26 protein-coding genes and 1 tRNA gene are annotated in these 25,270 nt (G+C 73.5%); 10 read left to right on the forward strand and 17 right to left on the reverse strand.

Translation table 11 applies throughout. From position 1 onward, the window contains the following. Positions 1-231: 231 nt before the first annotated feature. On the forward strand, positions 232-879 hold the full coding sequence (locus tag IF06_RS0118480; RefSeq protein WP_013286518.1) for a GNAT family N-acetyltransferase: 648 nt from the start codon (positions 232-234) through the stop codon (positions 877-879). Positions 880-948: 69 nt separating this feature from the next. Here IF06_RS0118480 and IF06_RS0118485 read toward each other — a convergent pair whose 3' ends face one another. Beyond that, on the reverse strand, positions 949-6,723 hold the full coding sequence (locus tag IF06_RS0118485) for a TIR domain-containing protein (protein WP_030272488.1): 5,775 nt from the start codon (positions 6,721-6,723) through the stop codon (positions 949-951). 106 nt (positions 6,724-6,829) lie between these two features. On the opposite strand from IF06_RS0118485, the gene IF06_RS0118490 reads away from it, so the two are divergent. Next, entirely contained in the window at positions 6,830-8,062 is a 1,233-nt protein-coding gene (locus tag IF06_RS0118490; RefSeq protein ID WP_030272491.1) for an SLC13 family permease, read from the forward strand. Between the two features lie 76 nt (positions 8,063-8,138). Then, positions 8,139-9,038: a GNAT family N-acetyltransferase gene (locus IF06_RS0118495; RefSeq protein WP_030272493.1), complete on the forward strand. Its 900-nt coding sequence runs from the start codon at positions 8,139-8,141 to the stop codon at positions 9,036-9,038. Between the two features lie 17 nt (positions 9,039-9,055). On the opposite strand, the gene sigJ is transcribed toward IF06_RS0118495, so the two are convergent. Continuing rightward, positions 9,056-9,916, reverse strand: coding sequence for an RNA polymerase sigma factor SigJ (gene sigJ / locus IF06_RS0118500; protein ID WP_030272495.1), 861 nt, complete (start codon positions 9,914-9,916; stop codon positions 9,056-9,058). A 138-nt stretch (positions 9,917-10,054) separates the two neighbouring features. Here sigJ and IF06_RS0118505 point away from each other — a divergent pair, with 138 nt between their 5' ends. Further along, the gene (locus tag IF06_RS0118505; RefSeq protein WP_030272496.1) at positions 10,055-10,831 is read left to right on the forward strand and encodes an SDR family oxidoreductase; all 777 of its coding nucleotides are present in this window, start codon (positions 10,055-10,057) and stop codon (positions 10,829-10,831) included. Positions 10,832-10,847: 16 nt separating this feature from the next. Here the strand turns inward: IF06_RS0118505 and IF06_RS0118510 are convergent, their stop codons facing one another. From IF06_RS0118510 to IF06_RS0118550, 9 genes are all read right to left on the reverse strand, one after another. Then, entirely contained in the window at positions 10,848-11,231 is a 384-nt protein-coding gene (locus IF06_RS0118510; RefSeq protein WP_013286524.1) for a hypothetical protein, read from the reverse strand. Beyond that, entirely contained in the window at positions 11,231-11,674 is a 444-nt protein-coding gene (locus IF06_RS0118515; protein WP_013286525.1) for a hypothetical protein, read from the reverse strand. The genes IF06_RS0118510 and IF06_RS0118515 overlap by 1 nt, the downstream gene beginning before the upstream one ends. After that, on the reverse strand, positions 11,658-12,701 hold the full coding sequence (locus IF06_RS0118520) for a hypothetical protein (RefSeq protein WP_030272498.1): 1,044 nt from the start codon (positions 12,699-12,701) through the stop codon (positions 11,658-11,660). The genes IF06_RS0118515 and IF06_RS0118520 overlap by 17 nt, the downstream gene beginning before the upstream one ends. A gap of 127 nt (positions 12,702-12,828) precedes the next feature. Then, complete coding sequence (locus IF06_RS0118525; protein ID WP_030272500.1) at positions 12,829-13,230, reverse strand: VOC family protein; 402 nt, start codon at positions 13,228-13,230, stop codon at positions 12,829-12,831. Positions 13,231-13,254: 24 nt separating this feature from the next. Beyond that, positions 13,255-14,157 carry an inositol monophosphatase family protein gene (locus IF06_RS0118530; RefSeq protein ID WP_013286528.1) on the reverse strand — a complete coding sequence of 301 codons (903 nt, stop codon included), beginning with the start codon at positions 14,155-14,157 and terminating at the stop codon, positions 13,255-13,257. Between the two features lie 15 nt (positions 14,158-14,172). Beyond that, the gene (locus IF06_RS0118535; protein ID WP_013286529.1) at positions 14,173-14,826 is read right to left on the reverse strand and encodes a hypothetical protein; all 654 of its coding nucleotides are present in this window, start codon (positions 14,824-14,826) and stop codon (positions 14,173-14,175) included. Continuing rightward, positions 14,823-15,824 carry a hypothetical protein gene (locus IF06_RS0118540; RefSeq protein WP_013286530.1) on the reverse strand — a complete coding sequence of 334 codons (1,002 nt, stop codon included), beginning with the start codon at positions 15,822-15,824 and terminating at the stop codon, positions 14,823-14,825. The genes IF06_RS0118535 and IF06_RS0118540 overlap by 4 nt, the downstream gene beginning before the upstream one ends. 55 nt (positions 15,825-15,879) lie before the next feature. Next, a complete protein-coding gene (locus IF06_RS0118545) occupies positions 15,880-16,656 on the reverse strand; it encodes a methyltransferase domain-containing protein (protein ID WP_013286531.1) in 777 nt (258 codons plus the stop codon). A 112-nt stretch (positions 16,657-16,768) separates the two neighbouring features. Beyond that, the gene (locus IF06_RS0118550; protein WP_230649811.1) at positions 16,769-17,722 is read right to left on the reverse strand and encodes a TolB family protein; all 954 of its coding nucleotides are present in this window, start codon (positions 17,720-17,722) and stop codon (positions 16,769-16,771) included. A 148-nt stretch (positions 17,723-17,870) separates the two neighbouring features. Here IF06_RS0118550 and IF06_RS0118555 point away from each other — a divergent pair, with 148 nt between their 5' ends. The 5 genes from IF06_RS0118555 (at position 17,871) to IF06_RS33970 (ending at position 20,078) form a co-directional block, all read left to right on the forward strand. Next, on the forward strand, positions 17,871-18,464 hold the full coding sequence (locus IF06_RS0118555; RefSeq protein WP_013286533.1) for an HD domain-containing protein: 594 nt from the start codon (positions 17,871-17,873) through the stop codon (positions 18,462-18,464). Positions 18,465-18,546: 82 nt separating this feature from the next. Continuing rightward, positions 18,547-19,188, forward strand: a complete 642-nt coding sequence (locus tag IF06_RS0118560; protein ID WP_030272503.1) for a dihydrofolate reductase family protein — start codon at positions 18,547-18,549, stop codon at positions 19,186-19,188. A gap of 31 nt (positions 19,189-19,219) precedes the next feature. After that, complete coding sequence (locus IF06_RS0118565; RefSeq protein ID WP_013476640.1) at positions 19,220-19,699, forward strand: DUF2975 domain-containing protein; 480 nt, start codon at positions 19,220-19,222, stop codon at positions 19,697-19,699. Continuing rightward, positions 19,699-19,917 (forward strand): helix-turn-helix domain-containing protein, encoded by a 219-nt coding sequence (locus IF06_RS0118570; protein WP_013286536.1) that lies wholly within the window; start codon positions 19,699-19,701, stop codon positions 19,915-19,917. Before IF06_RS0118565 ends, IF06_RS0118570 begins: the two co-directional genes overlap by 1 nt. Continuing rightward, complete coding sequence (locus tag IF06_RS33970) at positions 19,914-20,078, forward strand: hypothetical protein (protein ID WP_162881534.1); 165 nt, start codon at positions 19,914-19,916, stop codon at positions 20,076-20,078. Before IF06_RS0118570 ends, IF06_RS33970 begins: the two co-directional genes overlap by 4 nt. Positions 20,079-20,110: 32 nt before the next feature. On the opposite strand, the gene IF06_RS0118580 is transcribed toward IF06_RS33970, so the two are convergent. The 4 genes from IF06_RS0118580 to IF06_RS0118595 form a co-directional block, all read right to left on the reverse strand. After that, on the reverse strand, positions 20,111-21,310 hold the full coding sequence (locus tag IF06_RS0118580; protein ID WP_013286538.1) for an RtcB family protein: 1,200 nt from the start codon (positions 21,308-21,310) through the stop codon (positions 20,111-20,113). Between the two features lie 30 nt (positions 21,311-21,340). Then, a tRNA-Glu gene (locus IF06_RS0118585) sits at positions 21,341-21,413 on the reverse strand. Positions 21,414-21,787: 374 nt separating this feature from the next. Further along, complete coding sequence (locus IF06_RS0118590) at positions 21,788-22,462, reverse strand: HAD family hydrolase (protein WP_030272505.1); 675 nt, start codon at positions 22,460-22,462, stop codon at positions 21,788-21,790. Positions 22,463-22,538: 76 nt separating this feature from the next. Beyond that, entirely contained in the window at positions 22,539-22,931 is a 393-nt protein-coding gene (locus IF06_RS0118595; RefSeq protein ID WP_013286540.1) for a hypothetical protein, read from the reverse strand. 147 nt (positions 22,932-23,078) lie between these two features. On the opposite strand from IF06_RS0118595, the gene IF06_RS0118600 reads away from it, so the two are divergent. Next, positions 23,079-23,852, forward strand: a complete 774-nt coding sequence (locus tag IF06_RS0118600) for an alpha/beta hydrolase (protein ID WP_013286541.1) — start codon at positions 23,079-23,081, stop codon at positions 23,850-23,852. 24 nt (positions 23,853-23,876) lie between these two features. Here the strand turns inward: IF06_RS0118600 and IF06_RS0118605 are convergent, their stop codons facing one another. Beyond that, the gene (locus IF06_RS0118605; RefSeq protein WP_013286542.1) at positions 23,877-24,383 is read right to left on the reverse strand and encodes a DinB family protein; all 507 of its coding nucleotides are present in this window, start codon (positions 24,381-24,383) and stop codon (positions 23,877-23,879) included. A gap of 44 nt (positions 24,384-24,427) precedes the next feature. Then, complete coding sequence (locus IF06_RS0118610; protein WP_013286543.1) at positions 24,428-25,237, reverse strand: M15 family metallopeptidase; 810 nt, start codon at positions 25,235-25,237, stop codon at positions 24,428-24,430. Positions 25,238-25,270 lie beyond the last annotated feature (33 nt).

Genomic DNA, 25,270 nt, shown 5'->3' on the forward strand with positions numbered 1-25,270 from the left:
CCCCCGCCCTCCCTCCCCCTCTCCCCCGCGATCTTGCACTTTCGGCCCGAGCGGTGACGTGAATGTCCCATTCGCCCGGGCACAAACTGCAAGATCAGCGAGGGCTGCCGGCCCGGGGCTGCCCGCCCTGAGGGTCGCGGACGGCGTTGCGTTTCTCTGGGCGGTCTGGGATACCGTGAGGTCCGTTTCGCTCCCGCGAGACCAGGTCATCGCTCTACTGGAAGCGCGATCATGGATGAGTCGACCGGCGCGCTGACGTCGATGAGCGGGTTCACGCCGGAACCGATCCCCACCGCCCGGCTGGTCCTGCTGCCGCTGGGCGTCGAGCATGCCGAGGAGATGGCAGCCGTCCTCGCCGACCCGGCGCTGCACACCTTCATCGGCGGCGAACCCGCCACCCCGGCGGCGTTGCGGGCCCGCTACGAACGGCTTGTCGCCGGCTCGCCCGACCCGGCCGAGTCGTGGTGCAACTGGGTCATCCGGCTCCGGGACGGCGGCCGGCTGACCGGCTTCGTCCAGGCCACAGTCACCGAGGCACACGGGACGGTGACGGACGCCGCCACGGCGGGCGCGCGGGCGGTAGGACACCGGCACCTCGACGAGGCGACACCGGCCACCGCGGGACCGGTCGCGGAGATCGCCTGGGTGGTGGGAACACGGTGGCAGGGGCGCGGGATCGCCACCGAGGCCGCCCGTGGCATGGTCGGCTGGATGGGGCGGCGCGGTGTGCGTACCCTCGTGGCCCACATCCATCCCGACCACCGCGCGTCGGCCGCGGTGGCCACGGCCTGCGGCCTGGCCCCGACCGACGTGTGGCAAGACGGCGAGGTCCGCTGGACCGGACCTGCCGCCCTGTCTCCCCCGCCTGCCCGGAGTTGACCAAGGAGTTCGTGTCGGAGACGACGTCCGAGCCGGACACGAACTCCTTGATCACCGGGGCCGGGGGGGTCAGAAGGGGGCGTCTACTGAGAGGCGGCGGACCTGGGTCAGGTAGGGGTCCAGCTCGCCCACCTCGAAGCGGCACGTGCCGATGACGTGCCAGAACTGGCCGCCCGGGTCGCCGTCCAGCTTGTACCGGCCGTCCGGGCTGACCGCCGCCCACCCGTCCGGCAGGCCGATGAGCGTGGTCCGCAACTGGGCGTGCTCGGGGTCGGCCACGTCCCACAGCCGTACCGTGCCGTCGTCACCGGCGCTGGCGAGCAGGCTGCTGTCCGGGCTGAAGTGCACCGACCAGACGCGCCGGGTGTGCGCCGCAAGGGTGCCGTGCAGCCGGCCGGTGACCGGATCCCACAGCCGGATCACCAGGTCGTCGCCGGCGGTGGCGAGCAGGTTGCCGTCCGGGCTGAACGCGCAGGACCAGAGCCGGCCGTCGTGCTCGGTGAGCACCAGGCGCCGCTCGCCGGTGACCGCGTCCCAGACCACCGCCGTGCCGTCGTTACCGGCGCTGGCGAGCAGCGTGCCCTCGCTGTTGAAGCCGACCGAGTAGACCCGGTCGGTGTGGTGTTCGAGCGTGAGCCGGCAGGTGGCGGTGGCGGCGTCCCAGAGCCGTACCGCCTGGTCGTCGCAGCCGGTGGCGATGGTCTCGCCGTCGGGGCTGAACGCGACGGTGCGCACGCGCCCCCGGTGCGGGGTGAGCGTGGCGAAGTGCCGGCCGGTACGGCGGTACCACAGGCGTACCGTGTCGTCGTCGTTGGCGGTGGCGAGTGCGTCGCCGTCGGGGCTGAACGCGACCGCCCAGACGTGGTCGGTGTCCACGTTGAGTTCACGCTCGTCGGCGCCCGTGTCGGTGTTCCACAGGTGCACGCCGCCGTCGCCGCTGGGCGTGGCCACCAGCGGTTCCTCCGGGCAGAACACCACGGACAGCAGCCGGTCGGCCGGGCTGGCGAGCTGCCGCACCAGGCGGCCGGTGCGCGGCTCCCAGAGCCGGATCACGCCGTCGTTGCCGCAGGCGGCGAGCACCTCGCCGTCGTCGCGGAAGGACAGCGCGGTGACCTTGCGGCCGTGCCCGCGCAGCGTGTGCTGGAGCTGCCCGCTGCGGACGTCCCACAGCCGGGTGGTGCCGTCGTTGCTGCTGGTCGCCACCTGGTTCTGGTCCGGCCGCCAGACCACCGGCCACACCGAGCCGCGGTGCCGGGTCAGCTCGTGCCGCACCTGCCCGTCGTCGGTGTCCCAGAGCTGGATCGCGCCGTCGCTGGCGGCGGTGGCGAGCAGGCTGCCGTCGCCGTTGAACCGGACGCTGTAGATCGCGCCGCGCTGCCGGCCGAGCACCCGGACCGGCCGGCCCGTCTCGGTCTCCCACAGCCGCAGCGCGCCGTGCGTGTCGCCGGTGGCCATCAGCGTGCCGTCGGGGTGGATGTCGAGGGCGTACACGTCGGCCTCGTGGCCGCGCGGCGCGCGCAGCAGCTCGCCGTCGGTGGCCCGGCGGATCCAGATGCGGCCGTGCTGCCCGACGGCGGCCAGCAGCCGGCCGTCCGGTGAGTGCACGACCCGGTAGACCACCTCGGGCTCCTGCACCTCGAACGCCAGCTTGCCGGTGGGGATGTCCCAGCCGCGGACCGTGCCGGCGCTGTCGGCCACCACCACGCGCCGCCCGTCCGGGCTGAACGAGGTGCCCCAGATCGGCGCGGAGTGGCCGGGCCACTCGTGACGCAGCCGGGCGCCACGGGTGTCGTAGAGCCGCACCACGCCGGCCGCGTCGCCGACCACCAGGCGGCCGCGGCGGCCGTCGGTGAGCATCGGCCACACCCAGCCGGTGAAGACGTCCTCGATGACGTGCCGCACGTCGCCGTGGTCGGCGTCCCACAGCCGTACGGTGAGGTCGGCCGAGCCGGTGACGAGCTGGTGGGACGCGGCGTCGTAGCGGACCGCGTACACCCGGGACCGGTGTCCCTGGAGCGTGCGCACCGGCAGCCCGGTGGCGGTGTCGCAGAGCAGCACACCGCCGTCGTCGCTGCCGACGGCGAGCACCGCGCCGTCCGGGCTGTACGCCACCGGCACCGGCAGCCGGCCCACCTCGAAGCCGTATCCGACGCCCACGGCGGGCGGGGCCAGGCCCGGCGCGACCGGACGGCCCGGCGCGACGACGGCGCCGCGCAGTTCCGGGGCGCGCAGCAGCGCCGGGTCGGCGCTGACATCGATCAGCGCGGTGCGGTGCCAGCTGCTGCCGGCCACGCGCGCACCCCGCAGGTCGGTACGGAACAGGCGGGCGCCGGCCATCTCCGCGTCGCGCAGGTCGGCCCCGGCGAGGCGGGCCTGGTCCAGGCGGGCGCCGCGCAGCCGGGCGTGCTCCAGCCGCGCCTCGGTCAGGTTCGTGGCGACCAGCCGCGCGTCGGTCAGGTCGGCCCCGGTCAGGTCGGCCCCGGCGAGCTCGCGGTGCGACAGGTCCTCGCCGCGCAGCACCGCGCCGCGCAGATCGGCCCGGTCGGGCAGGCGCAGCCGGGCGGACAGCCGCAGCGCGTTGGCGCGCAGCGTCTCGCCCGCGGACTCGTCACCGAGCACCCGGGCGGTCCACGCGGTGCAGCGGGCCGGGTCGGCGAGGTCGCCGAGGAACTCCACCGCGAGCGCGGACAGCGACCGGACCGCCAGCGCGCCCGGCTCCTCGCCCCGGTTGATCTGCTCGGCCACCCCCTCGGCCACGAGCCACTCCATCACCGAGGTGTGGATGAACCCGAACAACCCGTCGTCGGTACGGACCAGCAGGCTGCCCGCGCCGACCGCGTGCGCAGCCTGCGGGCCGGACAGCCGCGAGTCGGCCCGCCCGGCGAGCTGACCGGTGGACTCGGCCAGCTCGGCCAGGCGCAGGTATGCCTCGCCGCTCTCCCAGAGCTGGAACGCCAGCCGGCTCACCGCCTGCCACAGCTCGGGCCGGCGCAGGCTGACCGGTGCGCCCGGGATGCCCTGGGTGCGGCGCTCCTCGAAGTCCAGCCAGGACTCCAGGATCTCCCGATACAGCGCGGCGGCGCTGAACGTGCCGCCCGCCCCGGCCACGGCGGCGAGCCGCCCCTCGTCCAGGTTGGCGATGAAGCCGAGCATGCGCGGGTTACGGGAGAGCCCCAGCAGGTCCTTGACGCCGGCGAGCAGGTCCATCCGCTCGCGGGCGGCCCGCTCGTCGCCGCCGTACCGGTTGCGCAGGAACGCCTCGATCTGCCCGGGGGTGAAGTCCTCCACGGCCAGCACGCGCCGGTGCGGCAGCAGGCCGACCCGCTCGCCGAGCGCGGTCAGCACCTGCGAGTTGGTCTTGAAGTGCTGGGTACGGCTGCTCACCACGATCTTCGCGTTGCCCTCGGCGGCCTGGAGCAGCGTCTCCAGGTGGTCGGCCGCCCGGTCGTACGTCACCCGGGCGACCAGCTCGTCGAACCCGTCGAACAGCAGCACGATGCGACCCTGGCGCAGCATGTAGCGGAACGCCTTGAGGTCGATCACCTGCTCGCCGTGGTTGGCCAGATGCGCGGCGACCAGGCCGTCCACGGAGTGCGCCTTGTCGAGCGCCCGCAGCTCCACCAGGATCGGGATCAGGTCGGGCGCGGCGGTGGGCAGCCGCCGGGCCACCTCCCGCAACGCGAACGTCTTGCCCCGGCCGAAGTCGCCGAGCACCAGCACGAACCGGCCGTCCGGCGCGGAGACGGTCTCCAGCAGCTCGTCCACCACGTCGTCGCGGACGCGCTGGTCGGCGCCGACGAGGTGGCGGTAGCGCTGCGGCACGTACTGCCCGGGTGGGTAGAGCCGGTCCGCCTGGAGCCGGGCGGTCTGCGCGGCGACGTACTCGCGCAGGTCGAGCAGGCCCTGGAACTCGGTCAGGTGCAGCACGCGTACGCCCCGCCGCTGTGCCTCCTCGGCGAGCCCGCGCGGCACCCGGTCGCCGTCGTAGACCAGCTCGGAGGCGATGTCCGGGTCGGTGGCGTGCACCCGCCGGGCGAAGACGTCCACATCGGCGGCGGTGGGGGTGCCCACGTGCGCGCCGACGCGTTGCTGACGGACCACCCCGTCGGAGCGGTAGCTGATGTAGAGGTGCGGCGGGTCGGTGCCGACGCGGCGCACCACCACCCGGTCGTAGCGGGCCTCGCAGACCTCGGCGAGCCGGTCCAGCAGCCGCTGCACCGGTGCGACCGGCGCGGCGGCCACCGCGGCGCCCTGGGTGGCCCCCTCGACGGCGACCGGACGGCGCGGGTCGGGTACCTGGGCCGGGCCGGACGCGCCGAAGGTGGCCTCGGCGTGCGGCCAGGACACGGCGGTCACCGCGCCGCCGTCCAGCCGGTCGTCGCGGCCGAGCACCCAGCGGGTCATCCCGTCCGCGCCCAGCCGCAGCACCTGCGCCCGGCCGTCGCGGGGCGCGGCGGCCAGCGGCACCACCGGGTCCACCCGGGCCGACGGCGCGGCGTCGGAGAGCAGCAGGTCGAGCATCGGGCCGACCAGCCGGTTGACCGAGCCCCGGTCGCGCAGCGACACCGGGTCCGGCGGCACCTCGTCGGCGTACGGGCTGCGCGCCCCCGGCGCGTGCGCCATCGCGCCCAGCCGCAGCCAGCCGGACTGCTGGTAGTGGCGCAGCCGCTGGGCGAACCAGCTGGACTGCGCCTCGCCGAGGAAGCCGTACCGGTCCTCCTCGCGGTGGGTGATGGCGATGGTGGAGTTCAGCCCGGCCACCACCACCCGCAGGTCGGGCACCGGGAACAGCGTCCAGGGCTGCTCGCTGTCGAAGATCCGGTCGTCGAGGCCCTGGTAGAGGTCGTCGAACAGGCGCGCGTAGTGCCGCCACTTCGGCCAGTACGGCGGCTGCGGGTCGACGTCGTCGGCCTCACAGGTGGCGAAGTACGCGCGGCAGGCGGCCATCGTCACGTCGCGCGGGCCGGGCACCACGACGAGCCGGTGCGGCTCCAGCCCGAGCAGCACCCGCAGGCCGGTGAGGAAGCTCAGCGCGTCGGAGAACTCGCGCGGGCTGCCCGACTCGGTGAGGTTGCCGGCGACGACGAGCAGGTCCGGCCGGGGCACGCCGTCGTTCATCAGCAGCGTGAGGTCGCCCATCAGGTGTTCCTGCACCTCGCCCGGGGTGACCGGCGCGCCGGGGGTGATCACGCCCCGGCCGAAGCGCGGCCCGGCGACCTGGAGCACGGTGACGGTGTCCCGGGCGGTCGGTGGCGCCGCCGCGGCGGGCGGGAACGGCGGCGGGTTGATCGGGGTACGCCGGGCGCGGCGGGGCGCGGGCGCTCCGGCGGCCGGTGCGGCGAGCACCCCGTGCGGGTCGGCCGGGTGGTGCGGGAACGCCGGCTGCCGCATCGGCTTGGCGCGCCCGTCGAGCGCCTCCCGGATGCGGTCGAGCACCCGGTTGCGGGCCTGCACCGGGTCGTCCACGCCGACCAGGTCCACATAGGTGATGGTGGCGAGCAGGCCGTCGATCGGGCAGTCCTCGACGCGTACCGTGACGAGCTTGTTGCCGGTGCCGTCCGGGTCGGCGCGCAGCGCGGCCTGCCACTCCAGCTTGCCGTACGTGGAGTGCAGGTAGCGTTCGGACAGCACCGCCACCACCACCTCGGCCTCGCGGACGCCACGGTCCATGAAGTCGATGAAGTTGGTGCCTGCCACGAAGTCCCACGCCTGCAACAACGTGCGATAGCCGGCCGCCTCGAACTCCCACGCCAGCCACGTGGCCCAGCGTTCGTCGGCCGGCGAGTAGCTGATGAAGAAATCGATGGGGCGGTCGGACCGGGTGGGGTGCGCGCCTACAACCACATGGTCATTATGGCCACCGACGGTCAACAGATCGACACCCTCGGCAGCTCGGATCGTCCCGCGTCGGCTCCTGCGCCCGCGCCGGCATGTGCGAGGATCATCCCTCGTGGAGACCCCCGGCGATCCGCCGAACGCCGTGCCTGACCGTTCCCGCTGGGGCCGCCTGCACGTGCTGGACTGGATCGCGATCGGGCTGGCCGTGCTCGGCGCGGTGTTCGTGCTCACCGGGCTGCTCCCCCGCGCCGACGCCGAGGCGACGATGCGGCGGATCATCCCCATCCTGATCTTCCTCGGCACGGTGGTGGTGCTGGCCGAGCTGACCGCCGTGGCCGGGGTGTTCGACGCGCTCGCGACCCGGGTGGCGGTGACCGCGCGGGGCAGTTTCCGGGCCCTGTTCTGGCTGTGCGTCGGCTTCGCCTCGGTGACCACGATCGCGCTCAACCTGGACACCACGGCGGTGCTGCTCACGCCGGTGATGATCGCGCTGGCCCGGGCGCTGAACGTGCCGCCGACGCCGCTGGCCATGACCACCGTGTGGCTGGCGAACACGGCGAGCCTGCTGCTGCCGGTGTCCAACCTGACGAACATCCTGGCCAGCGACCGGGTCGACCTGGACCCGGTGCCGTGGGCGGCCCGGATGTGGTGGCCGCAACTGGGCGCCGTCGCGGTGACCGCGCTGCTGCTGTGGTGGTGGTACTGGCGGCCGGCGCGCGCCGGGGCCGACCCGTTCGTCCCGCCGCCGCCGTACGTGCCGCCGGACCGGGTGCTCTACCGCACCGCGCTGGCGGCCTGCCTGCTGTTCGTCGCCGGGATCCTGGCCGGGGTGGAGATCGGCATCGCCTCCGGGGCGGCCGCCGCGATCCTGGTCGCCGGCTTCGCGGTCCGGGCCCGGCACCGGCTGCGTCCGGCGCTGGTGCCGTGGCGGCTGCTGGTGTTCGTGACCGGGCTGTTCCTCGTGGTGCAGACCATCGGCCGGCACGGCCTGGACACGGTGATGGGCACGCTCATCGGCACCGACCCGGGCGCGGAGGGGGCGCTGCGGGCGGGCGCGGTCGGCGCGCTGTTCAGCAACGCGGTGAACAACCTGCCCGCGTACCTGGCCGGCGAGGCGGTGATCGCGGCCGACCGGCACACCCAGTTGCTGGCGCTGCTGATCGGCACGAACGTGGGTCCGCTGGCCACGCCGTGGGCGTCGCTGGCGACACTGATCTGGTACGAGCGCTGCCGGGCCGCCGGGGTCGCCGTGCCGCTGGGCCGGTTCGTGGCCACCAGTGCCGCGCTCGCCGTGCTCGCCACGGCCGCCACCGTGACGGCGCTTCTTGTCGGTCCCGGCGCCTAGCATCGCGGCATCGCCCACCTTCGCCGGGGCGAAAAACCGGTACGGCCCGATCCCGGGCGGTGGCTACCGTGCCCGCATGACCGCCGCACCCACGCTGCACTTCTGCACCGACCCGGGCGAGTTCCTCGCCGCCGCCGGGGCGTACCTGGCCGCCGACCCGGTGGTCGGCACGGTCGTCGCCACCGTCGCGCAGCGGATGGCGGCCCGCCGCGCCGAGGGCGTCGCGCTGCCCGAGGACGACTGGTGGCTGGTGGTGCGGGACGCCTCCGGGGCGGTGGTGGGCGCCGCGATGCGTACCGCGCCGTTCCCGCCGCGACCGCCGTTCCTGCTGCCGATGCCGCAAGAGGCCGCGGTGGCGCTGGCCCGGGCGTGGCAGAGGCGCGGCGAGCGGATCCGCGCGGTGAACGGCGCGCTGCCCGCCGCGCGCGCCTGCGCCGACGAGGTGGCCCGCCTGAACGGCGGCCGGGTCGCTGTGGCCCAGCACACCCGGCTGCACGTGCTCGACCAACTGGCACCACCGGCTCCGGTGCCCGGCGCGCTGCGGGCCGCCGGGCCGGACGAGGTCGACTTGGTCGCCACCTGGTTCGGCGCGTTCACGGCCGACGCCGACGAGCAGGCGGGCCGCCCGCCCGGCACCAGCGCACACGAGACGCCCGACCGCGCCGAGTTGCTGCGCCGCATCCGGGACGGGCGGGTCTGGTTCTGGACCGACGAGTCGGGGGCTCCGGTGCACCTGACCGCCGCGAATCCGCCGTCGTTCGGCGTGGCCCGCGTCGGACCGGTCTACACGCCACCCGGGCAGCGCGGACGCGGCTGGGCCGGCAACGCGGTCGCCGAGGTGTGCCGGCTGCTCACCGCCGAGGGCGCGCGGGTGTGCCTGTTCACCGACCAGGCCAACCCGGTGTCGAACCGGCTCTACGCCCGGCTCGGATTCCGGCCGGTGGTCGACATGGCCAATCTGGTTCTGGTCGACTGACGGTCCGCGACTCCGGGTCAGCCGGCGAGGCCGAGCGCGGCCAGCCGGCGCGGGTCGGCGATCACGTCCACGGCGGCGATCCGTCCGCCGGTGACGGTGAACGCCATCACCGACAGCCGGCGGTCGCCGGCGGTCACCAGCACCCCGGCGGCGCCGTTGACGAGCACCGGCCGGGCGTGCGGGAACAGCCGGCCGAACGTGGTGGCCTGCGCCGCCACGGTCGTCGCGCCGGTGAGCACGACCGTGTGGCGGGCGCGGGCGGTCCCGGCGTCGGAGCGCAGCACCACGTCCGGGTGCAGCACCGCGATCAGCGCGTCGAGGTCACCGTCGCGGGCGGCGGCGAGGAAGGCGTCGACCACCGCCCGCTGCCGGGTCAGGTCGGGATCGGGCGTGGGCGCCTGTCCGCGTACCCGGCGGCGGGCCCGGCTGGCGAGCTGCCGGGCCGCCGCCGGTGAGCGGTCGACGAGCGGGCCGATCTCGTCGAACGGCACGCCGAACATGTCGTGCAGCACGAACGCGAGCCGCTCGGCCGGGGTCAGCGTGTCCAGCACCACGAGCAGCGCCAGCCCCACCGAGTCGGCGAGCACCGCGGCGTGCGCCGGATCGTCGGCGCCGGTGTCCACCACCGGATCGGGCAGGCGTACGTCCAGCGGGTCCTCCCGGCGGGCGGCGCGGGACCGCAGCGTGTTGAGGCTGACCCGGGCGACCACAGTGGTGAGCCAGGCGTCGAGGTTCTCCACGGTGTCCGCGTCGGTGCGGGACAGCCGCAGCCAGGTCTCCTGCACCGCGTCCTCGGCGTCGGTGAGCGACCCGAGCAGCCGGTACGCCACCGCGCGCAGCCGTGGCCGCTCCCGCTCGAACCGCTCCGCCAGGTCCATCACCTGAGCCTCCCCTCCCGCACATCGACTCGACCCGCGCCGGGTCACCGATGTGACCACAGGTGACAGCCGTCACACCTGTCACGTCGGCAGGCCGGCGCGGGTCGAGGTGGCAGCACCGACAACGGGAGGACGACGATGAACGCACCCATTCTGGTCACCGGCGGCACCGGCACGATCGGCCGGCACGTCGTGCCGCTGCTGCGCGCCGCCGGGCACCCGGTGCGCGTGCTCAGCCGGCGCGGCGGGCGGCCCGGCGACGGTGTCACCCACGTGGCCGCCGACCTGCTCAGCGGCGCGGACCTCGGCCCCGCCCTGCGCGGGGTGTCCACTGTGCTGCACCTGGCCGGCGGCGCGAAGGGCGACGACCGTGCCACCGCCCACCTGGCCCGCGCCGCGCACCGGGCCGCTGTGGCCCACCTGGTGCACATCTCGGTGACCGGCGCCGACCGGGTGCCGCTGGCCTGGATCCGGTCCAAGCTCGACGCCGAGCGCGCGGTGGTGGACTCCGGCGTCCCGTGGACGGTGCTGCGCGCCGCGCAGGTGCACGACCTGGTGTTCACCATGCTGACGGCGATGACGAGACTGCCGGTGGTGCCGGTTCCGGGTGGGCTGCGGTTGCAGCCGGTCGACGCGGCCGAGGTGGCGGCCCGGCTGGCCGAACTCACGCTCGGCGCACCGGCCGGGCTGGTGCCGGACCTGGCCGGGCCGGACACGTACGGCATCGGCGAGATGCTGACCGACTACCTGACCGCCGCCGGGAAGCGCCGGGCACGCCTGCCGGTATACATCCCCGGGCGGGCCGGCCGGGCGTACCGGGAAGGCGCGAACCTCGCCCGGCCGGGCGCCGCGAGAGGTGTGCGGACCTGGACCGATTTCCTGGCTGACCGAGTGCCGTCGCGGCCGGTCGCCTGAGCCGCCGGAGCGCCGCTCAGCGAAGGGTCAACCAGGCCGCCCCGGTGGCGGCGAGGATCACCGCGCCGAGCCCGGCCAGGCTCCAGCCGCCACGGTCGATGCGCCGGCGCACGGCCTGCCGGTCCGGGCGGAAGTCGTCGAACGGGCTCGACCGGAACCAGAAGCGGGCGTACAGCACCATCACCGCTCCGAACACCAGAGCGAAGCCTCCGGTCAGCGCCGCGCTGCCGAGCACCCACCCGTCGGTGAGCACGCCACGGATTCCCACCCGCCCGGCGACGACGGTTCGGACGACCTGCACGATCCCGTTGACCACGCCGAGCGCGACACCGACACGTCCGGCGACGAGCCAGATGCCGGCCTCGCGCCGACCGCCTGCCGCGTTCTCCGTCCGCGCCATCACAGGCCCCGTGGCTCGATGGGGAAGCGGCCGAGACGCAGGCGGCTTCGATCCTGCCTCACCTCGCTCCACCGCTCGTCGTGGCTCAGCAGCGGCAGCAGCTCGCGCAGCATGTTCACGGTGGCGACCATCAGCTTCTCGTCGCGGTAGATCTGGCTCAGCAGCGGCTTGACGACGCTTCGGCGGAAGGTCCCGGCGAACCACGCGACGACCACCGTGGCACCTGCCGCGACGCCCGCCCCGGTCCACCAGTCGGACGCCGACACGGCCGCGACCAGGCCCACGAGGACCAGTACGGCCAGGACGACCGCCCGCAGTGCCTCGTACCAGCGCAGCCGCTCCCGCGCCGCGTCCACCCGGGTCAGCAGGTGCTCCGCGCCACCGAGGAGCCGCTCGAACTCCGGGCCGGACAGGTCACCGCCCCGCTCAGGATCCCAGCCCACAGAACTCTCCCACGGTCGTCCGGAGGCTCCGCTGCACCGCGGCGAACTTCATGTCGTCGAACATCGCCTGTTTCTCACCGACTCCAGGGATGAAGCGGTAGTCCTGCCGGCGGCCGGCGACCGGCAGCACAGCCAGCCGGGGGCGATTGCGGTGGCCGAAGGCACGGATGAGAGTGACCAACTGTCGCTGAAAGTCCGATGTGGGCTCACCGTCGGCGCCCGGCAGGTAGTACTCCTCGACCTGGCCCAGTTGGTCGGTCCAGTAGAGGTCGGCCTTGGTGACCGCCAGGACGAACCAGAGGTCCTTGGCGGCCGGATTGTCGACCCAGCAGGGCAGCAGGTTCTGGCAGAACCGGGAGAAGTGCTCGAGTTCGACGTTCCGGTTCTGCGCCCAGAGCTGCTCGGACGGCGACGGGATCGCCGCCTCGACCTCGCGGGCGATCTGCTCGGCCCGGTCCCGCCGCTCCTCCTCGGTGGGCGTCGCGTCGAGGGATGCCTGCCACTGCTCCCAGAGCCGGGCCTCGACCTGCCGACGGAGTTCGTCCTCACGCCGTTGCCGCCGCTCCTCGAGGACGTTGACCTCGCGGGGATCCCACGGCTCGTCGTACCCGGCGGCGGCGACGTAGATGACGCCCGTCGGGTGGTTCGGCGGCTTGAGCATGGCGTCCCACTTGTCCACCTCGCCGGAGGAGTAGTCGCCGCCCGCGGTCTGGCCGGGGCTCACCACCAGCGTCACATGGGCCTGGCGCCGGCCGGACGCGAGCGCGAGGCGGTGCGGCACATGGTCCTCGTCCCGCCGCCGGATGTAGCCGTTGTCGCCGAGCAACGCCTGGTACAGCGCGCTTTTCCCGACCCCGCGCTGGCCCGCCACCAACACCGGGATGATGTCACTCGTGGGTCGTCGCGTGGTCTCGGCGATCGACACCCGCCCGCCACCCGAGTGGCCGGCGCCGGAGTTGTCGACAGCGGACACGACCCGCGACCAACGGTCCCGCACGTCCGTCCAGTACTCGTCCGGCTCACCCATGGCGCGGCCCGATCGGCCGGCCGGTTTCCGTCTGATGTGGACTGCTCAGCGAGAACACGCGAGGAGCCTAGCCACGGCGGCGTGGCATCGAATCGTATGAACAGGCGGCAACATCCGGCACGTACGGTCAGGCGCCCGTGACGGGGTGGAACTGCTCGCACATGACCTCGTAGCCGTCCGGGTCGAGCCCGTAGAAGATCCGCGCCCATCCCACGTCCTCCGGCTCCAGCGTCACCGGCAGCCCTTCGTCGCGCCACAGCGCGTACGTGGCGTCCAGGTCGGCGGTGGGCACGGTGAGGACGACACCGAGCCCCGGCGGCCCGGCCTTGACCTCGCGTTCCCGCTCCGCGTTGTGGTGCCCGTGGCGGTGCAGGTCGGACAGGATCAGCCAGGTGTGGCCGAACGTGAGGTAACGCAGGTTCGTCTGGTCGGTCTGCGGGATCTCCTTGAAGCCGAGTCGCAGGTAGAGCCGGTGGGAACGGTCCAGGTCACGGACCCGGAGCCCGAGCTTGAGTTGTCTGGCGGCCATCCCGCCGAGGCTAGCCGACCCGGCTCACCAGCCGACCGAGCCGAGGCCGACCGGGGTGAGGCGGCGTACCTGCGGCTCGATCCACTGTGCCGCGGTGACCAGTTTGACCAGCCGGTCGATGGTCTCCGGTGGCCCGGCCACGAAGCTGCGCCGGTCGGCGGGGCAGCCGTACCGGTCGTCGAACGTGCCGCCGTCGAGCGCGCGGACCGCCATGCCGGCCTCGACGGCGAGCAGCATCCCGGCCGGCAGGTCGACCGCCTCGGGACGGTAGCCGACGATGCCGTCGATGTCGCCGCGGGCCAGCATCACCCAGGACAGCAACGGCGCCCACAGTTGCAGCACCCGGCGGGCGCTGGTGTCCAGCACCACCTTCAACGCCCGGGCGGTGCTGTCGTCGCGGCGTACCTCGTGCCCCTGGGTCCAGGCCAGCACCGGCGCGGACGGCACCGGGCGCTGCGCGGCGCGCAGCGGCCGCGCGGCCGGGCCGGACGCGTGCACGAACGCGCCCCGGCCGCGCACCGCCGACCAGGTCCGGCCCGCGACCGGGTCGTGCACCACGCCGAGCACCGGCGAGCCGTTGTCGCACAGGGCGATGCCGACCACGTACGCGGGCAGCCCGATCGCCACGTTGTTGGTGCCGTCCAGCGGGTCGACGAGCCACGCCCACGCGGTGTCCGGGGCGTACTCGCCGCCCTCCTCGGCGATCACGCCGTGCTCCGGCCAGCGGGCCCGGATCCGGTCGACGATCAGCCGCTCGGCGGCCAGGTCGAGGTCGGTCACCAGGTCACCGGTGTCGTTCTTGGCCCGGGCGTGCACCTCCCCCCGGGTGCCCCGGCGCAGCAGGCGGCCCGCCGCCTGCGCTGCCTCCACCGCGAACCGGTGCGCGTCGCGCAGGTCGGGCCCGCCTCTGCTCGGCTCCACGTCCATGGCTCCTCCAGCCAGTCAGCCCCGTGCCACCAGTCGCGCGATCTCCCGCGCCATCCGCGCGGTCTCCGCCGCGTCGCAGCGGTCCCGGCGTACCCGGTGGCTGCGCCCGTCCACCGCGCCGAGGCTCAGGTCGCACGCGCCGGGAGTGGTCCGGCCGAGCGCCACTGTCACCGCCGGCTCACCGGCGTCGACCTCCGAGGTGTGGAAGCCGCCGGCGCGCAGCGCGTACGAGTCGCCTGCGGAGTGCGTCTCCACCGTCGCGGTCATCGCGGTGACCAGCCGGTCGGTGGCGGCCATCTCGTCCACCTCGCCGAGGCTGTGCACCTCGTAGATCCGCCAGGCCGGATCGGCCGGCGCGTCGTCGACCTCGATCAGCTCGTTGCGGACGGTCCCGTGCAGCACGTGGCTGAGCAGATCCCAGCTGTGCGAGTGCATGGTGGAGGTGGTCGGGCGCACCGGCGGCGGGTCGGCCGGCCAGGCGTGCACGCAGATGCCGTCCGGGCCGTCGCGTTCCACGGGCAGGCAGGTGAAGCCGAGCGGGTGCCGGACCGCGCGCAGCGGCCGCCGCCCGTCCGCGACGTCGCCGAGCACGTCCAGCACCCAGCCGCGCAGCATCTCCGGCCGGGTGCCCCGGTCGATCTCCCGTTCGAGGTCGGCGTAACTGGTCATGAGTAGGGGTTCCTCGCCTGGACGGCCTTGCCGATGATGCCGGCGACCTCACGGTCGCCGAAGGACCGGGGCAGCGTCAGGCCGAGGGCGGTGAACAACCGCCGTACCTGCTCGACCGACGGCTCGTCGTCGAGCTTGACCTGGGCCGCCGCCTCGATCGGCACGCGCCGGCTCTGCCGGCGGCTGTAGTCCAGCTCGATGTTGAAACGGTTGTAGTAGACCTCGCCGCGGTCGATGCGCAGCGCGGGCGTCTGCGGGTTCTCCTGCGTGATGACGACGCAGGAGGAGGAGAGGTCGTAGCGGAACGTGGTCATCTGCGCGGAGAGCCGGACGTCGATGGTGAGCAGGCCGGAGCGTTGCAGGTGCCAGCAGGCGGCCAGCACGGTCGCGTACGACTCCTTGCGGGTGCGGTCGACGGTCCACGGCTCGCCGGGCGCGTCCGGGTCGAGGCTGCGCCGGAACCGCGCGTACCGCTCGCAGACCTCCTCGTCGGTCGGGTCGATGATCTCGATCGCGACGGTGAGCGTGGCGTTGCGCCGCCGGGCGTGTTCCAGACAGTCCGGCAGCGTGACCGCGCGCAGGTAGGTGCCGGTGCCGCCCTTGAAGCTCCACTGGTCGGTGTGCCGCCGCGCCTCGGCGAGCGCCTGCCCGACCTCGCTGCCGTGCAGCACGCGCACCATGGAGACGCTGTCGATGGCCTCGCGGGCCCGGTTCAGCGCGCCCTCCGGCCCGGTGATCTCCTGCATCTGCGGCACCAGGTCGGTCAGCCGGTCGCGGGTGTCCGAGATGACCTGGCGGACCTCCCGCTCGGTGGTGCGCCGGCGCAGCCGGTCCCGCAGCATCGCCTGCGCGAGCAGGCCCAGGACCAGCAGGATCGCGCTGTTGACGACCTCCTGGTCGACCGCGTTGGTGAGGCCGAGCACGGACACCGTGAGGGCCAGGACGAGGCCGATGAACGCGTCGAGATTGGTCACGACCCAGGCGAGCAGGCGCGTCATGACATCCCCCGGTCGACGACGGAACCTCCATGATAGCCCGCTGTCAATGTCGCCATCACGCCCTGTTCTGCTGTGGTGGCGGTGCGCCGTGCCGGCGGGCGGCGCAGATCAGCGAACCGCCGAGCCCCGGTGCGGCGCGGGCCAGCCGCCGCGAGGCCACCCACCGGCCGCCCGGCAGCCGCCAGCCGACCTCGTTGGACCGCAGCGCCACCGGCGTGAACCCGGCCCGGCGCAGCGTCCGGCGCAGCAGCGAGGCGGTGAACGGGCGGATGTGCAGCCACAGGTACGGGTGCAGCGGATCGACCTGACGTGGCGCCCGCCCGGCGAGGAACGCCAGCCGGTCCTGCACCGGCGCCAGGTTCGGCGTGGTGAGCACCAGCAGGCCGTCGGGCGCCAGCACCCGGTGGCACTCCCGCAGCAGCGCCAGCGGGTCGTACACGTGCTCGATCAGCTCGCCGGCGAGCAGCCCGGCGAAGCTGCCCGCCCGGAACGGCAGCCCGCGGGTGGCGTCCAGGCAGACCGGCAGCGCCCGCCCGCGGGCCGCGGCGCGGGCCGTGCGCAGCGCCGTCTCGGCCGTGTCGGCGAGCACCACCGGGCCGGGCAGCGCGGCCGGGTCGAGCATGCCGCGCGGTCCGCAGCCCAGTTCCAGCACCGGCCCGCGTCGGGTCACCCCCTCGGCCATCAGCCGGGCCGCGACCGCGCGGCGCACCCGGTGGTACGGGTCGTCGACGTACCCGTCGACCTCGGCGCCGTCGTGGTAGCGGCGGTGGTTGGCGTGCCTGCCGTGCGCCTGCGCGCGGTGCGACGACGTCCCGGTCGGCGGCTCGGCCATCACCCCTCCACAGCGGACGCCGGCCCCTTCGGCGGCGTCCGCACCAAGCCTCGCACCGGTTACGCCCGGCGGCGCGCACATCCGGCCCACCGGATGTGCGCGCGGCGCTACGTCAGATCGCCCGCGCCCAGTCCAGCCGGGTGCTGTCGTCGTACTCGTCGCCGGGGATCCACCACTGCTCGCCGAAGCCACTGGTGGACACGATGATGTTGCCGCCGTCCGGGTACTCGTTCTCCGGCGGGATCGACAGCGCGGCGCAGTAGCGGCCGTCCGGGGAGAACACCGGCGACAGGTAGAACCGGGGCTCGTCGGTGAGCTTCTTCAGCCCGGTGCCGCCGATGCGCACCGACGCCAGCGACTGGTTGTAGACCTCCCGGTCCAGGTGCCAGCGGTTGGTGCAGAAGACGACGCGCCCGGAGTCGGGCATGAAGACCGGCGAGATGAACATCTCGCCCGCCACCGGCGTGTAGATCGGCCGCACCGTGCCGGTCGCGAGTTCCAGCACCCGCAGTTGCCAGCCCTGCGAACGGCTGCGCCACCGTACGACGATCATCGAGCCGTCCCGGGACCAGTCCGGGTCCCTCATGGAGTGCCCCTCGACCAGCACGCGGGTGGCGCCGGTGACCACGTCCACAGCGATCAGCCGGTCGTTGCCCTGCCCGGTGACCAGCGCGATCTCGGTGCCGTCCGGCGACCACGTCGGCGCGCCGTAGCGGACACCGAACGGGTCGGCGAGCAGTGTGCGCTTCTGGCCGGTGACCCGGTCGTACACGGCCACGTACGGCTCCAGCGTGCCGTCGCCCGAGCGGGCCGTGTTGACCCAGGCCACGTACCGGCCGTCCGGCGAGGCCTTCGCGTGGTCCCCGTTCGGCAGCAGCTCCCGCGGCGTGGTGCGGCCCGGGTCGACCTGGAGCACACCCCAGCCGACGCTGACCAGCCACGACCCGTTCACCACGTCGGCGGCGGACGCGGGTGCGGCGGACGCGGCGTGGGGCCCGACGGCCAGCCCGGTCGCGGCGGCGACTCCGGTCAGCGCGGCGGTACGCAGCAGGGCACGACGATTCATTGCGGTCATTCGACAACCCCCGTGTGAGACGTGGCCCCCACACTCGCGAGTGGATCGACGCACCGGAATCGGACGAGTGGCCGCTTCACGCTCGGCTGCTCGTCCATCACCAGAGGTGAGCCCGTGGCGGCCCGGTACGCTCGCCCCGATGACCTCCGACGCGCTGCGCCGCGCCCTCACCGAACCGGGCGACCCGCCGCTGCTCCCGCTTCCCGGCGTGGCGGTCGAGCTGCTGGACGCCCTCGCCGCCCCGCCGCGCCTCGGCGCGCACCTGCGGCTGGTGCACGACGTCGCCTGGCACCTGACCGCCGCGTTCGCCGACCGGTTCGGCGCGGTGCCGTTCGACAGGCAGGCGGTGCTGTTCGGCGCCGCAGTGCACGACCTCGGCAAGGTCGAGCACCCCGGCGAGCTGACCGGCCCCGGGTCGGCGCACGAGGAGGCGGGCTACCAGCTGCTGTTGCGCTTCGGCGTACCGGAGGAGCGGGCCCGTTTCGCCGTCACCCACGCCGCCTGGCACTCCCCCGGCGTACAGCTGGAGGACCTGCTGGTCAGCCTCGCCGACAAGGTGTGGAAGGGCCGCCGGGTCACCGACCTGGAGCAGCTCGTGGTCGACCGGCTCGCCGCCATCACCGGCCAGGAGCGCTGGCAGACGTTCCTGGACCTCGACGACGTCCTCGCCGAGCTGGCCGCCGGCGCGGACCGGCGGCTGGCGTTCCAGGCGGAACATCCGGTGTACGGCTGACGCCGGACCGGCGGCGCCGATGAGTCCGCCGCGCGCGGGCGGTCTGCCCCGGGTCGGTGTTCTCCGATCTCCGGGAGGAAGCATGAGCACCAGCGAAGCGCGGGGCCGGGTGCGGGCGTTCGTCACCGTGTCCCTGGACGGCTACGTCACCGGTCCGGACGACCACGCGGGCCAGGGGCTGGGCGTCGGCGGCGAGCGGCTGCACCACTGGGTGATGGGCGGGCCGTGGACGTACGACACGCCACGCGAACCCGGCACTGGCATGACCGGCGAGGACCGCGCGTACTTCGACGAGCTGCTGACGGGCGTCGGCGCCGCGCTGTGCGGCCGGGGGATGTACGACAGCGCCGGCGCCTGGGGCGGCCGCAACCCGTTCGAGGCGCCCCTGGTCGTGCTCACCCACCGCACCGCCGACCAGCCCGACCCGGACGCCGGTTTCCTCATGGTCGACGGGTTCGACGCGGCGCTGGCCGCGGCCCGGCGTACGGCCGGTGACGGCGCGGTGGTCATCGGCGGGGGCGCCGACGTGATCCGGCAGGCGCTCGCGGCCGGCGTGGTCGACGAGCTGGGCCTGTCCACCGCGCCGGTGATCCTCGGTCGCGGGAAGAGGCTCTTCGAGGGCTTCGACCGAGACGTCGACCTGGAGATCCGCGCCGTGCACCACTCGCGCCACGCGGTGCACGTCAGGTACGCCGTTGGCCGTCGCGCGAGTGATACCGATTGACTTTCGATAGGTTCCGCGCGATAGTCGATGCATGTTGACGGCGCAACGCGCGGTGACACCACTCCGCGCCTTCCTGGTCCTGCTGTTCGCGATCCTGGTGCTGTTCCAGACCATGTCGCTGCCCGGGCAGTTCGCGCACATGGCGCGCGAGAACCCGGACATGGCGTACCTGCGGTGGCCCGCCACCGCGGTGACGATCTTCTGGGTGCTGTGCGTGCAGGTGGTGATCGTCTGCACCTGGCACCTGCTCACCCTGGTCAAGAACGACCGCATCTTCACCGAGGCGTCCCTGGGCTGGGTCGACGGGATCGTCTGGGCGGTCGCCGCCGCCTGGGTGGTGCTCGTCGGTGTGTTCCTCTACGTCGGCTTCAACGCCGACGACCCGGGGTTGCCGCTGCTGCTGTTCCTGCTGGTCACCGGCGTCAGCGTGCTCGGGCTGCTGATGGTCGTCCTGCGCGCACTGCTGCGCCAGGCCACCACGCTGCGCACCGACATGGAAGCGGTGATCTGATGCCGATCGTCGTGCGCATCGACGTCGAACTGGCCAAGCGCAAGATGAGCGTCGGCGAGTTCGCCGAGCGCGTCGGGCTCACCCCGGCCAACGTCGCCGTACTCAAGAACGGCCGCGCCAAGGCCGTCCGTTTCAGCACCCTGGAGGCCATGTGCCGGGTGCTCGACTGCCAGCCCGGCGACCTGCTCGAATGGGTCGCCGACGAGGAGGACCGATGAGACACCTGGCCGTCGTCGTCGCCCTGCTCGCCGTCGTGCTCGGCGTCACCGGCTTCGTGTACGGCGAGGCCGACGACTCCCCCGGCCTCCAGTTCCTGTCCGCACTGCTCGTCATCGGCGCGGTCGCCATCGGCGTACGCGTCGCCCGGCGTACCCGGTAGGGCCGGCGCCCCCTCGACGCCGGCCCTGCCGGTCAACCCTTCACGCAGACGACCTGCTTGAGGTGGGCGACCACCTCGACCAGGTCCTCCTGCTGGGCCATCACCTCGGTGATGTCCTTGTACGCGCCGGGGATCTCGTCGACCACACCGGCGTCCTTGCGGCACTCCACCCCGGCGGTCTGCGCGGCCAGATCCGCGGTGCTGTACGTCCGCTTCGCCTGCCCCCGCGACATCCGCCGCCCGGCGCCGTGCGACGCCGAGCAGTACGCGTCGAGGTTCCCCTTCCCGCGCACGATGTACGAGCCGGTGCCCATCGAGCCCGGGATGATGCCCAGGTCACCCCGGCCGGCCCGGATCGCGCCCTTGCGGGTCACCAGCACGTCCACCCCGTCGTAGCTCTCCTCCGCCACGTAGTTGTGGTGGCAGGAGATCGGCTCGTCGTAGCCGGCGTGCGGGAACGCCTCCCGGACCACCTGGCAGAGCAGGGCGAGCATGACCGCCCGGTTACGCCGGGCGTACTCCTGCGCCCACCACAGGTCCCGCCGGTACGCCTCCATCTCGGGCGTGCCGGCGAGGAACACCGCGAGGTCCCGGTCCGGCAGGTCGGTGTTGTGCGGCAGGCCGCGCGCCACCGCCATGTGCCGCTCGGCCAGCTCCTTGCCGATGTTGCGGGAACCGGAGTGCAGCATCAGCCAGACCCGGCCGTCGTCCGCGCCACCCTGCTCCAGGCAGACCTCGATGAAGTGGTTCCCGCCGCCGAGCGTCCCGAGCTGCCGCTGCGCCCGCGTCTGGAGCTGCGCCACCTTCCGGTCCAGCGTCCCGAACCGCCGCCAGAACTCGTCCCAGCCCGCCTGCTCCAGCCCCCGGACCCGGCGCGGATCGACGGCGTCGTCACGCATCGCGAAGCCGACCGGGATCGCCGCCTCGATCGCCGACCGCAGCGGCGCGAGGTCGTCGGGCAGGTCGGCGGCGGTCAGCGAGGTCCGCACCGCCGACATGCCGCAGCCGATGTCCACGCCGACCGCGGCCGGCGACACGGCCTGCCGCATCGCGATCACCGAGCCGACAGTGGCGCCCTTGCCGAAGTGCACGTCCGGCATCACCGCGACGCCCTGCACCCACGGCAGCGCGCCGATGTTGCGCAGCTGCCGGGCCGCCTGCGCCTCGATCGCGTACGGGTCGGTCCAGACCCGGACCGGTGCCCGGGTACCGGCCAGCGGGGTGAAACCCATCGTCGTCTCCTTGCTCATGTCCGTCTGACGTAGGCCGTACGGGACTCGAACCCGTAGCCTCCCGGGTGAGAACCGGGTGAGCTGCCAATTGCTCCAACGGCCCTCCGGCGGCGTGACGCCGTCGGCGGATTCACCCCGGACACGGAGAACCGCCCGGCTCCGGTCTGGGGCGGGCGGTTCGCGCGGATCGTCGCGCCGGCGCTAGACGCGCCACCACCCTGGTTGCCACTGCCGTCGCCGGCCCGTGCCCGATTCGGGCAGCAGGACACCGGCGCGCGGCGCTTGCCGCTCGGCGCGGGTGCGGTTCTGCTGCGACACGGTGGACTCCCCTGGTGGACCAGAACGTTGCCGCTCACGGTACGGCCGCCGCGCACCGGCGGCAACGTGAATTTGCGAGTGAAGCCCTCGCATGAAGGAGGTCTCTGCCGAGAGATCAACTTCACGAGGGGCTTCACGTGAGTGCCAGCGGCAGACCCGTCAGGACGGGACCTGGGCAAGCCTGAGCACGTATTCGAATCCGCGTTTCTGCGCGGGCGAATCCACCATTGGCAGGATCAGCGCTGGTATGCCGGCGGAAACCGATCCGCCGTCGCCAGCGGGATGATCACCGACCATCAGGGTCTGGCCCGGTGCCGTATGGAGGGCTGCGAGGGCGGCGCCCCAGATCCGAGGGTCCGGTTTGACGAAGCCGACCTCGTAGGACAGTACGAACGCATCGACATGGCCGTCGAGTCCGTGCCGCACAAAGCACTTGCGGATGTCCCAGCCGACGTTGCTGACGACGCCGATGCGAACACCGCTGTCACGCAATGCGGACAGCGTGGCGACGGTGTCGGCGTACGGCTCGATTGCTTCGGCGTGTGTTTCGTGCATGACCGATGCCAGCGCCTGGTCAACCCCAGGAATCTGTTCCAGCACGGTGAGGATCGCCCGATCCCAGACTCGCGGATCCAGATCTCGGGCGATGTGGGCCGGATCCGTGGCCGTCCCCCGCAACAGTGCCGCGAAGTCGCCAGCAATACGGTGCGCCTCGCCAGCAGCCAATGCCCGGTCGATCGATGCCGCCGCGTTGCCCACCCAACGCTCCGAGTCTCTGGCGAACAGAGTCCAGGCGAAGTCGAACAGTACTGTCGTCACGCGCCTGGCGGTCATCGCATCACCCTAGATCGACACGACGCGTCCGGGAGCGGCGGTCGACCTGGATCGGGCAGGGCTGGGGTGCCCGGTCTCAGCCGGCGTGCGCCACCGGGTGGCGCCGCATCTCCTCCATGAACGGGTAGCGCGCGGTCAGCTCGGCGAGCGTGATGCCGGCCCGCCACGCGGCCGCCACCTGCGCGACCTGGAGCAGGTCGGTGGCGTCGCCCCGGGCCTGGACGTCGCCGTCCACCCGCAGGTCGATCATGAAGTAGCGGGCCTGAGAGCCGAGGCTGACGCAGACCACGCCCCGGGCGGAGGTCATCTCGGCGCAGGTGAACCGGCTGCGCCCCTGCTCGGGCGCGGTCACCTCGCCCACGTCGAGCTGGTGCGCGGCGGCGGTCGCCACGAGCGCGGGGGCGAGACCGCCGGGCTCGACCAGGTCCGGGTAGAGGCGCACACCCAGTGCGGCCGACACGTCGCTCATGACTGACTCCCACTTCCTCGTGACAGAGACCAGCAGCGCGCAGGTTACGAGTGTGTTTCCGGCACGCACGGCCATCTTTTCCCGTGCGACGGTCCCGGGGCAATAGGAACGCCCTCATCGAACCCCTCCGAGGTACGCTGCCGCCTCATGGCGCTGATCCGGTGTGACTTCTTCTCCGAGGCGTTGGGCATGGGCACGTCGATGACGGTGCTGCTGCCCGATCGCGGCGCGGCCGGGATCGGCGTGCCGGGCGCCGCCTCCGACGGCGACCCGCCGGTGCTCTACCTGTTGCACGGCCTGACCGACGACGACACGGTGTGGACCCGGCGCACCTCGATCGAGCGGTACGTGGCGCCGCTCGGGCTGGCCGTGGTGATGCCGCAGGTGCAGCGGAGCTTCTACTGCGACGAGGCGCACGGCAACCGGTACTGGACGTTCCTCAGCGAGGAGCTGCCCGAGGTGTGCCGGTCGTTCTTCCGGCTGTCCACGCGGCGGGAGGACACGTTCGTCGCGGGCCTGTCGATGGGCGGCTACGGGGCGATGAAGTGGGCGCTGCGCCACCCGGAGCGGTTCGCGGCGGCGGCCAGCCTGTCCGGCGCGCTGGACGTGACGCGCCGCCGCCACCATGCGACCCGTCCGGTCGACCCGGCGGTGTGGCGCACCGTCTGGGGTGACGGCCCGGTGCCCGCCGACGACGACACGGTGGGGCTGCTGGAGCGCTCCGGCGACGACCGGCCGGCGCTCTACGTCGCCTGCGGCACCGAGGACTTCCTGTACGAGGACAGCATGCGGTTCCTCGACGTGGCCCGGAAGCGCGACCTGCCGGTCACCGTCGACTTCGGCCCGGGTGACCACGACTGGGCGTACTGGGACGCGCGGATCTCCGACGTGCTGGCCTGGCTGCCGCTGCGCACGCGCTGACCGGTGCGCGGGCGCTGAGCGGGCTCAGACGCCCACGGTGCCGTCGACCGCCTCGCGGATCAGGTCGGCGTGCCCGTTGTGGCGGGCGTACTCGTGCAGCATGTGCAGCATGACCAGGCGCAGCGAGACGTCCTCGCCCCAGCGTGCCTGGTGGCCGGTGACGTCGAGCGACTCGGCCTCCCGCTCGATGCGCCGGGCGTGCTCGATCTCCCGCTGCCACGCCTCGAACGCCTCCGCCGCATCGGCGTCGCGGGCGTCGTACGCCTGCTGGAAGTCGCCGCTGTCCGACCACACCAGCGGTACGTCCTCGGCGGCGATGACCCGGCGGAACCAGGTGCGCTCCACCTCCGCCATGTGGCGGACCAGGCCGAGCAGGGACAGCGTGGACGGCGGCGACGCCTGCCGGCGCAACTGCTCGTCGGTCAGCCCCTCGCACTTGAGGGCCAGCGTGGCCCGGTGGAAGTCGAGGAAGGCGCGCAACGACTCCCGTTCGTCCGCGAGCAGCGGCGGGCCGATCCGTTCGGTCTCCATGAGCGTCGAGCCTAGCCGCAATCGATCATGGTGGAACGACCGCGTCACCGCAGTGACGAACCGGCCACCGGGAAGTCGAACCAGGTGTCCGGGTACGGCTCGTCCACGTACCGGTAGTGCCACCACTCCAGCGGATAGTTCTCGAAGCCCTGCTCGGACATCAGCCGGCGCAGCAGGTCCCTGTTGTTCCGGGCGGTGTCGCTGATCCGCGCGTCGGCGGTGTGGGCGCGCGGGTCGAAGCAGTCGAACCCGGTGCCCATGTCGATCGAGTCGTCGGCGAAGCGGCGCCCGGCCGGGTCGGTGCAGGGCACGAGCGGCTGGCCGGGCGTGTACGCGGCCTGCGGGGGCCCGGAGACCGGAACCAGGGTCAGGTCGACCGTGCTGCCCCGGCTGTGCGCGGTGGGCGCGCCGATGTAGCCGTCGGCGAACAGCCGGTCCTTGGCTACGCCGGGATAGAACTCCCCCTTCATCCGCTGCTCGCCGGGAAGTTTCGCCCAGGCGACGAAGTCGTCAGCGGCGCGCTGCGGGCGGTAGCAGTCGTACACCTTGAGGCTGTGCCCGCCGGCGAGCGCGGCGGTCTGCACCCGGTGCAGCGCCTGCGCCGCCGGGCGGGTGAGCAGGCAGCGCGGCTCGGCGTACCCGTCGACGGGACGGCCGACGAAGTTGTGCGGGCCCGCGTACCGGATGTCGGTCCGGACGGTGGGGTCGACGGTGGTGAGGTCCACGACGTCCGCCGGGGCCCGGGGGCCGGTCGGGGTGGGTGAGGGCGGCGCGGACGGCGACGGGGACGGCGCGGGCCGCTGGCAGGCGGCGAGCAGCGCGGCCGCGACGGCCAGGACCGCCGTCGCGCGCATGCCGGTGCCCATCCGCCGTGTCTACCAGCCCGG

It is taken from the genome of Micromonospora globosa (assembly GCF_000717585.1).
GTDB classification, from domain to species: Bacteria; Actinomycetota; Actinomycetes; order Mycobacteriales; family Micromonosporaceae; genus Micromonospora; species Micromonospora aurantiaca.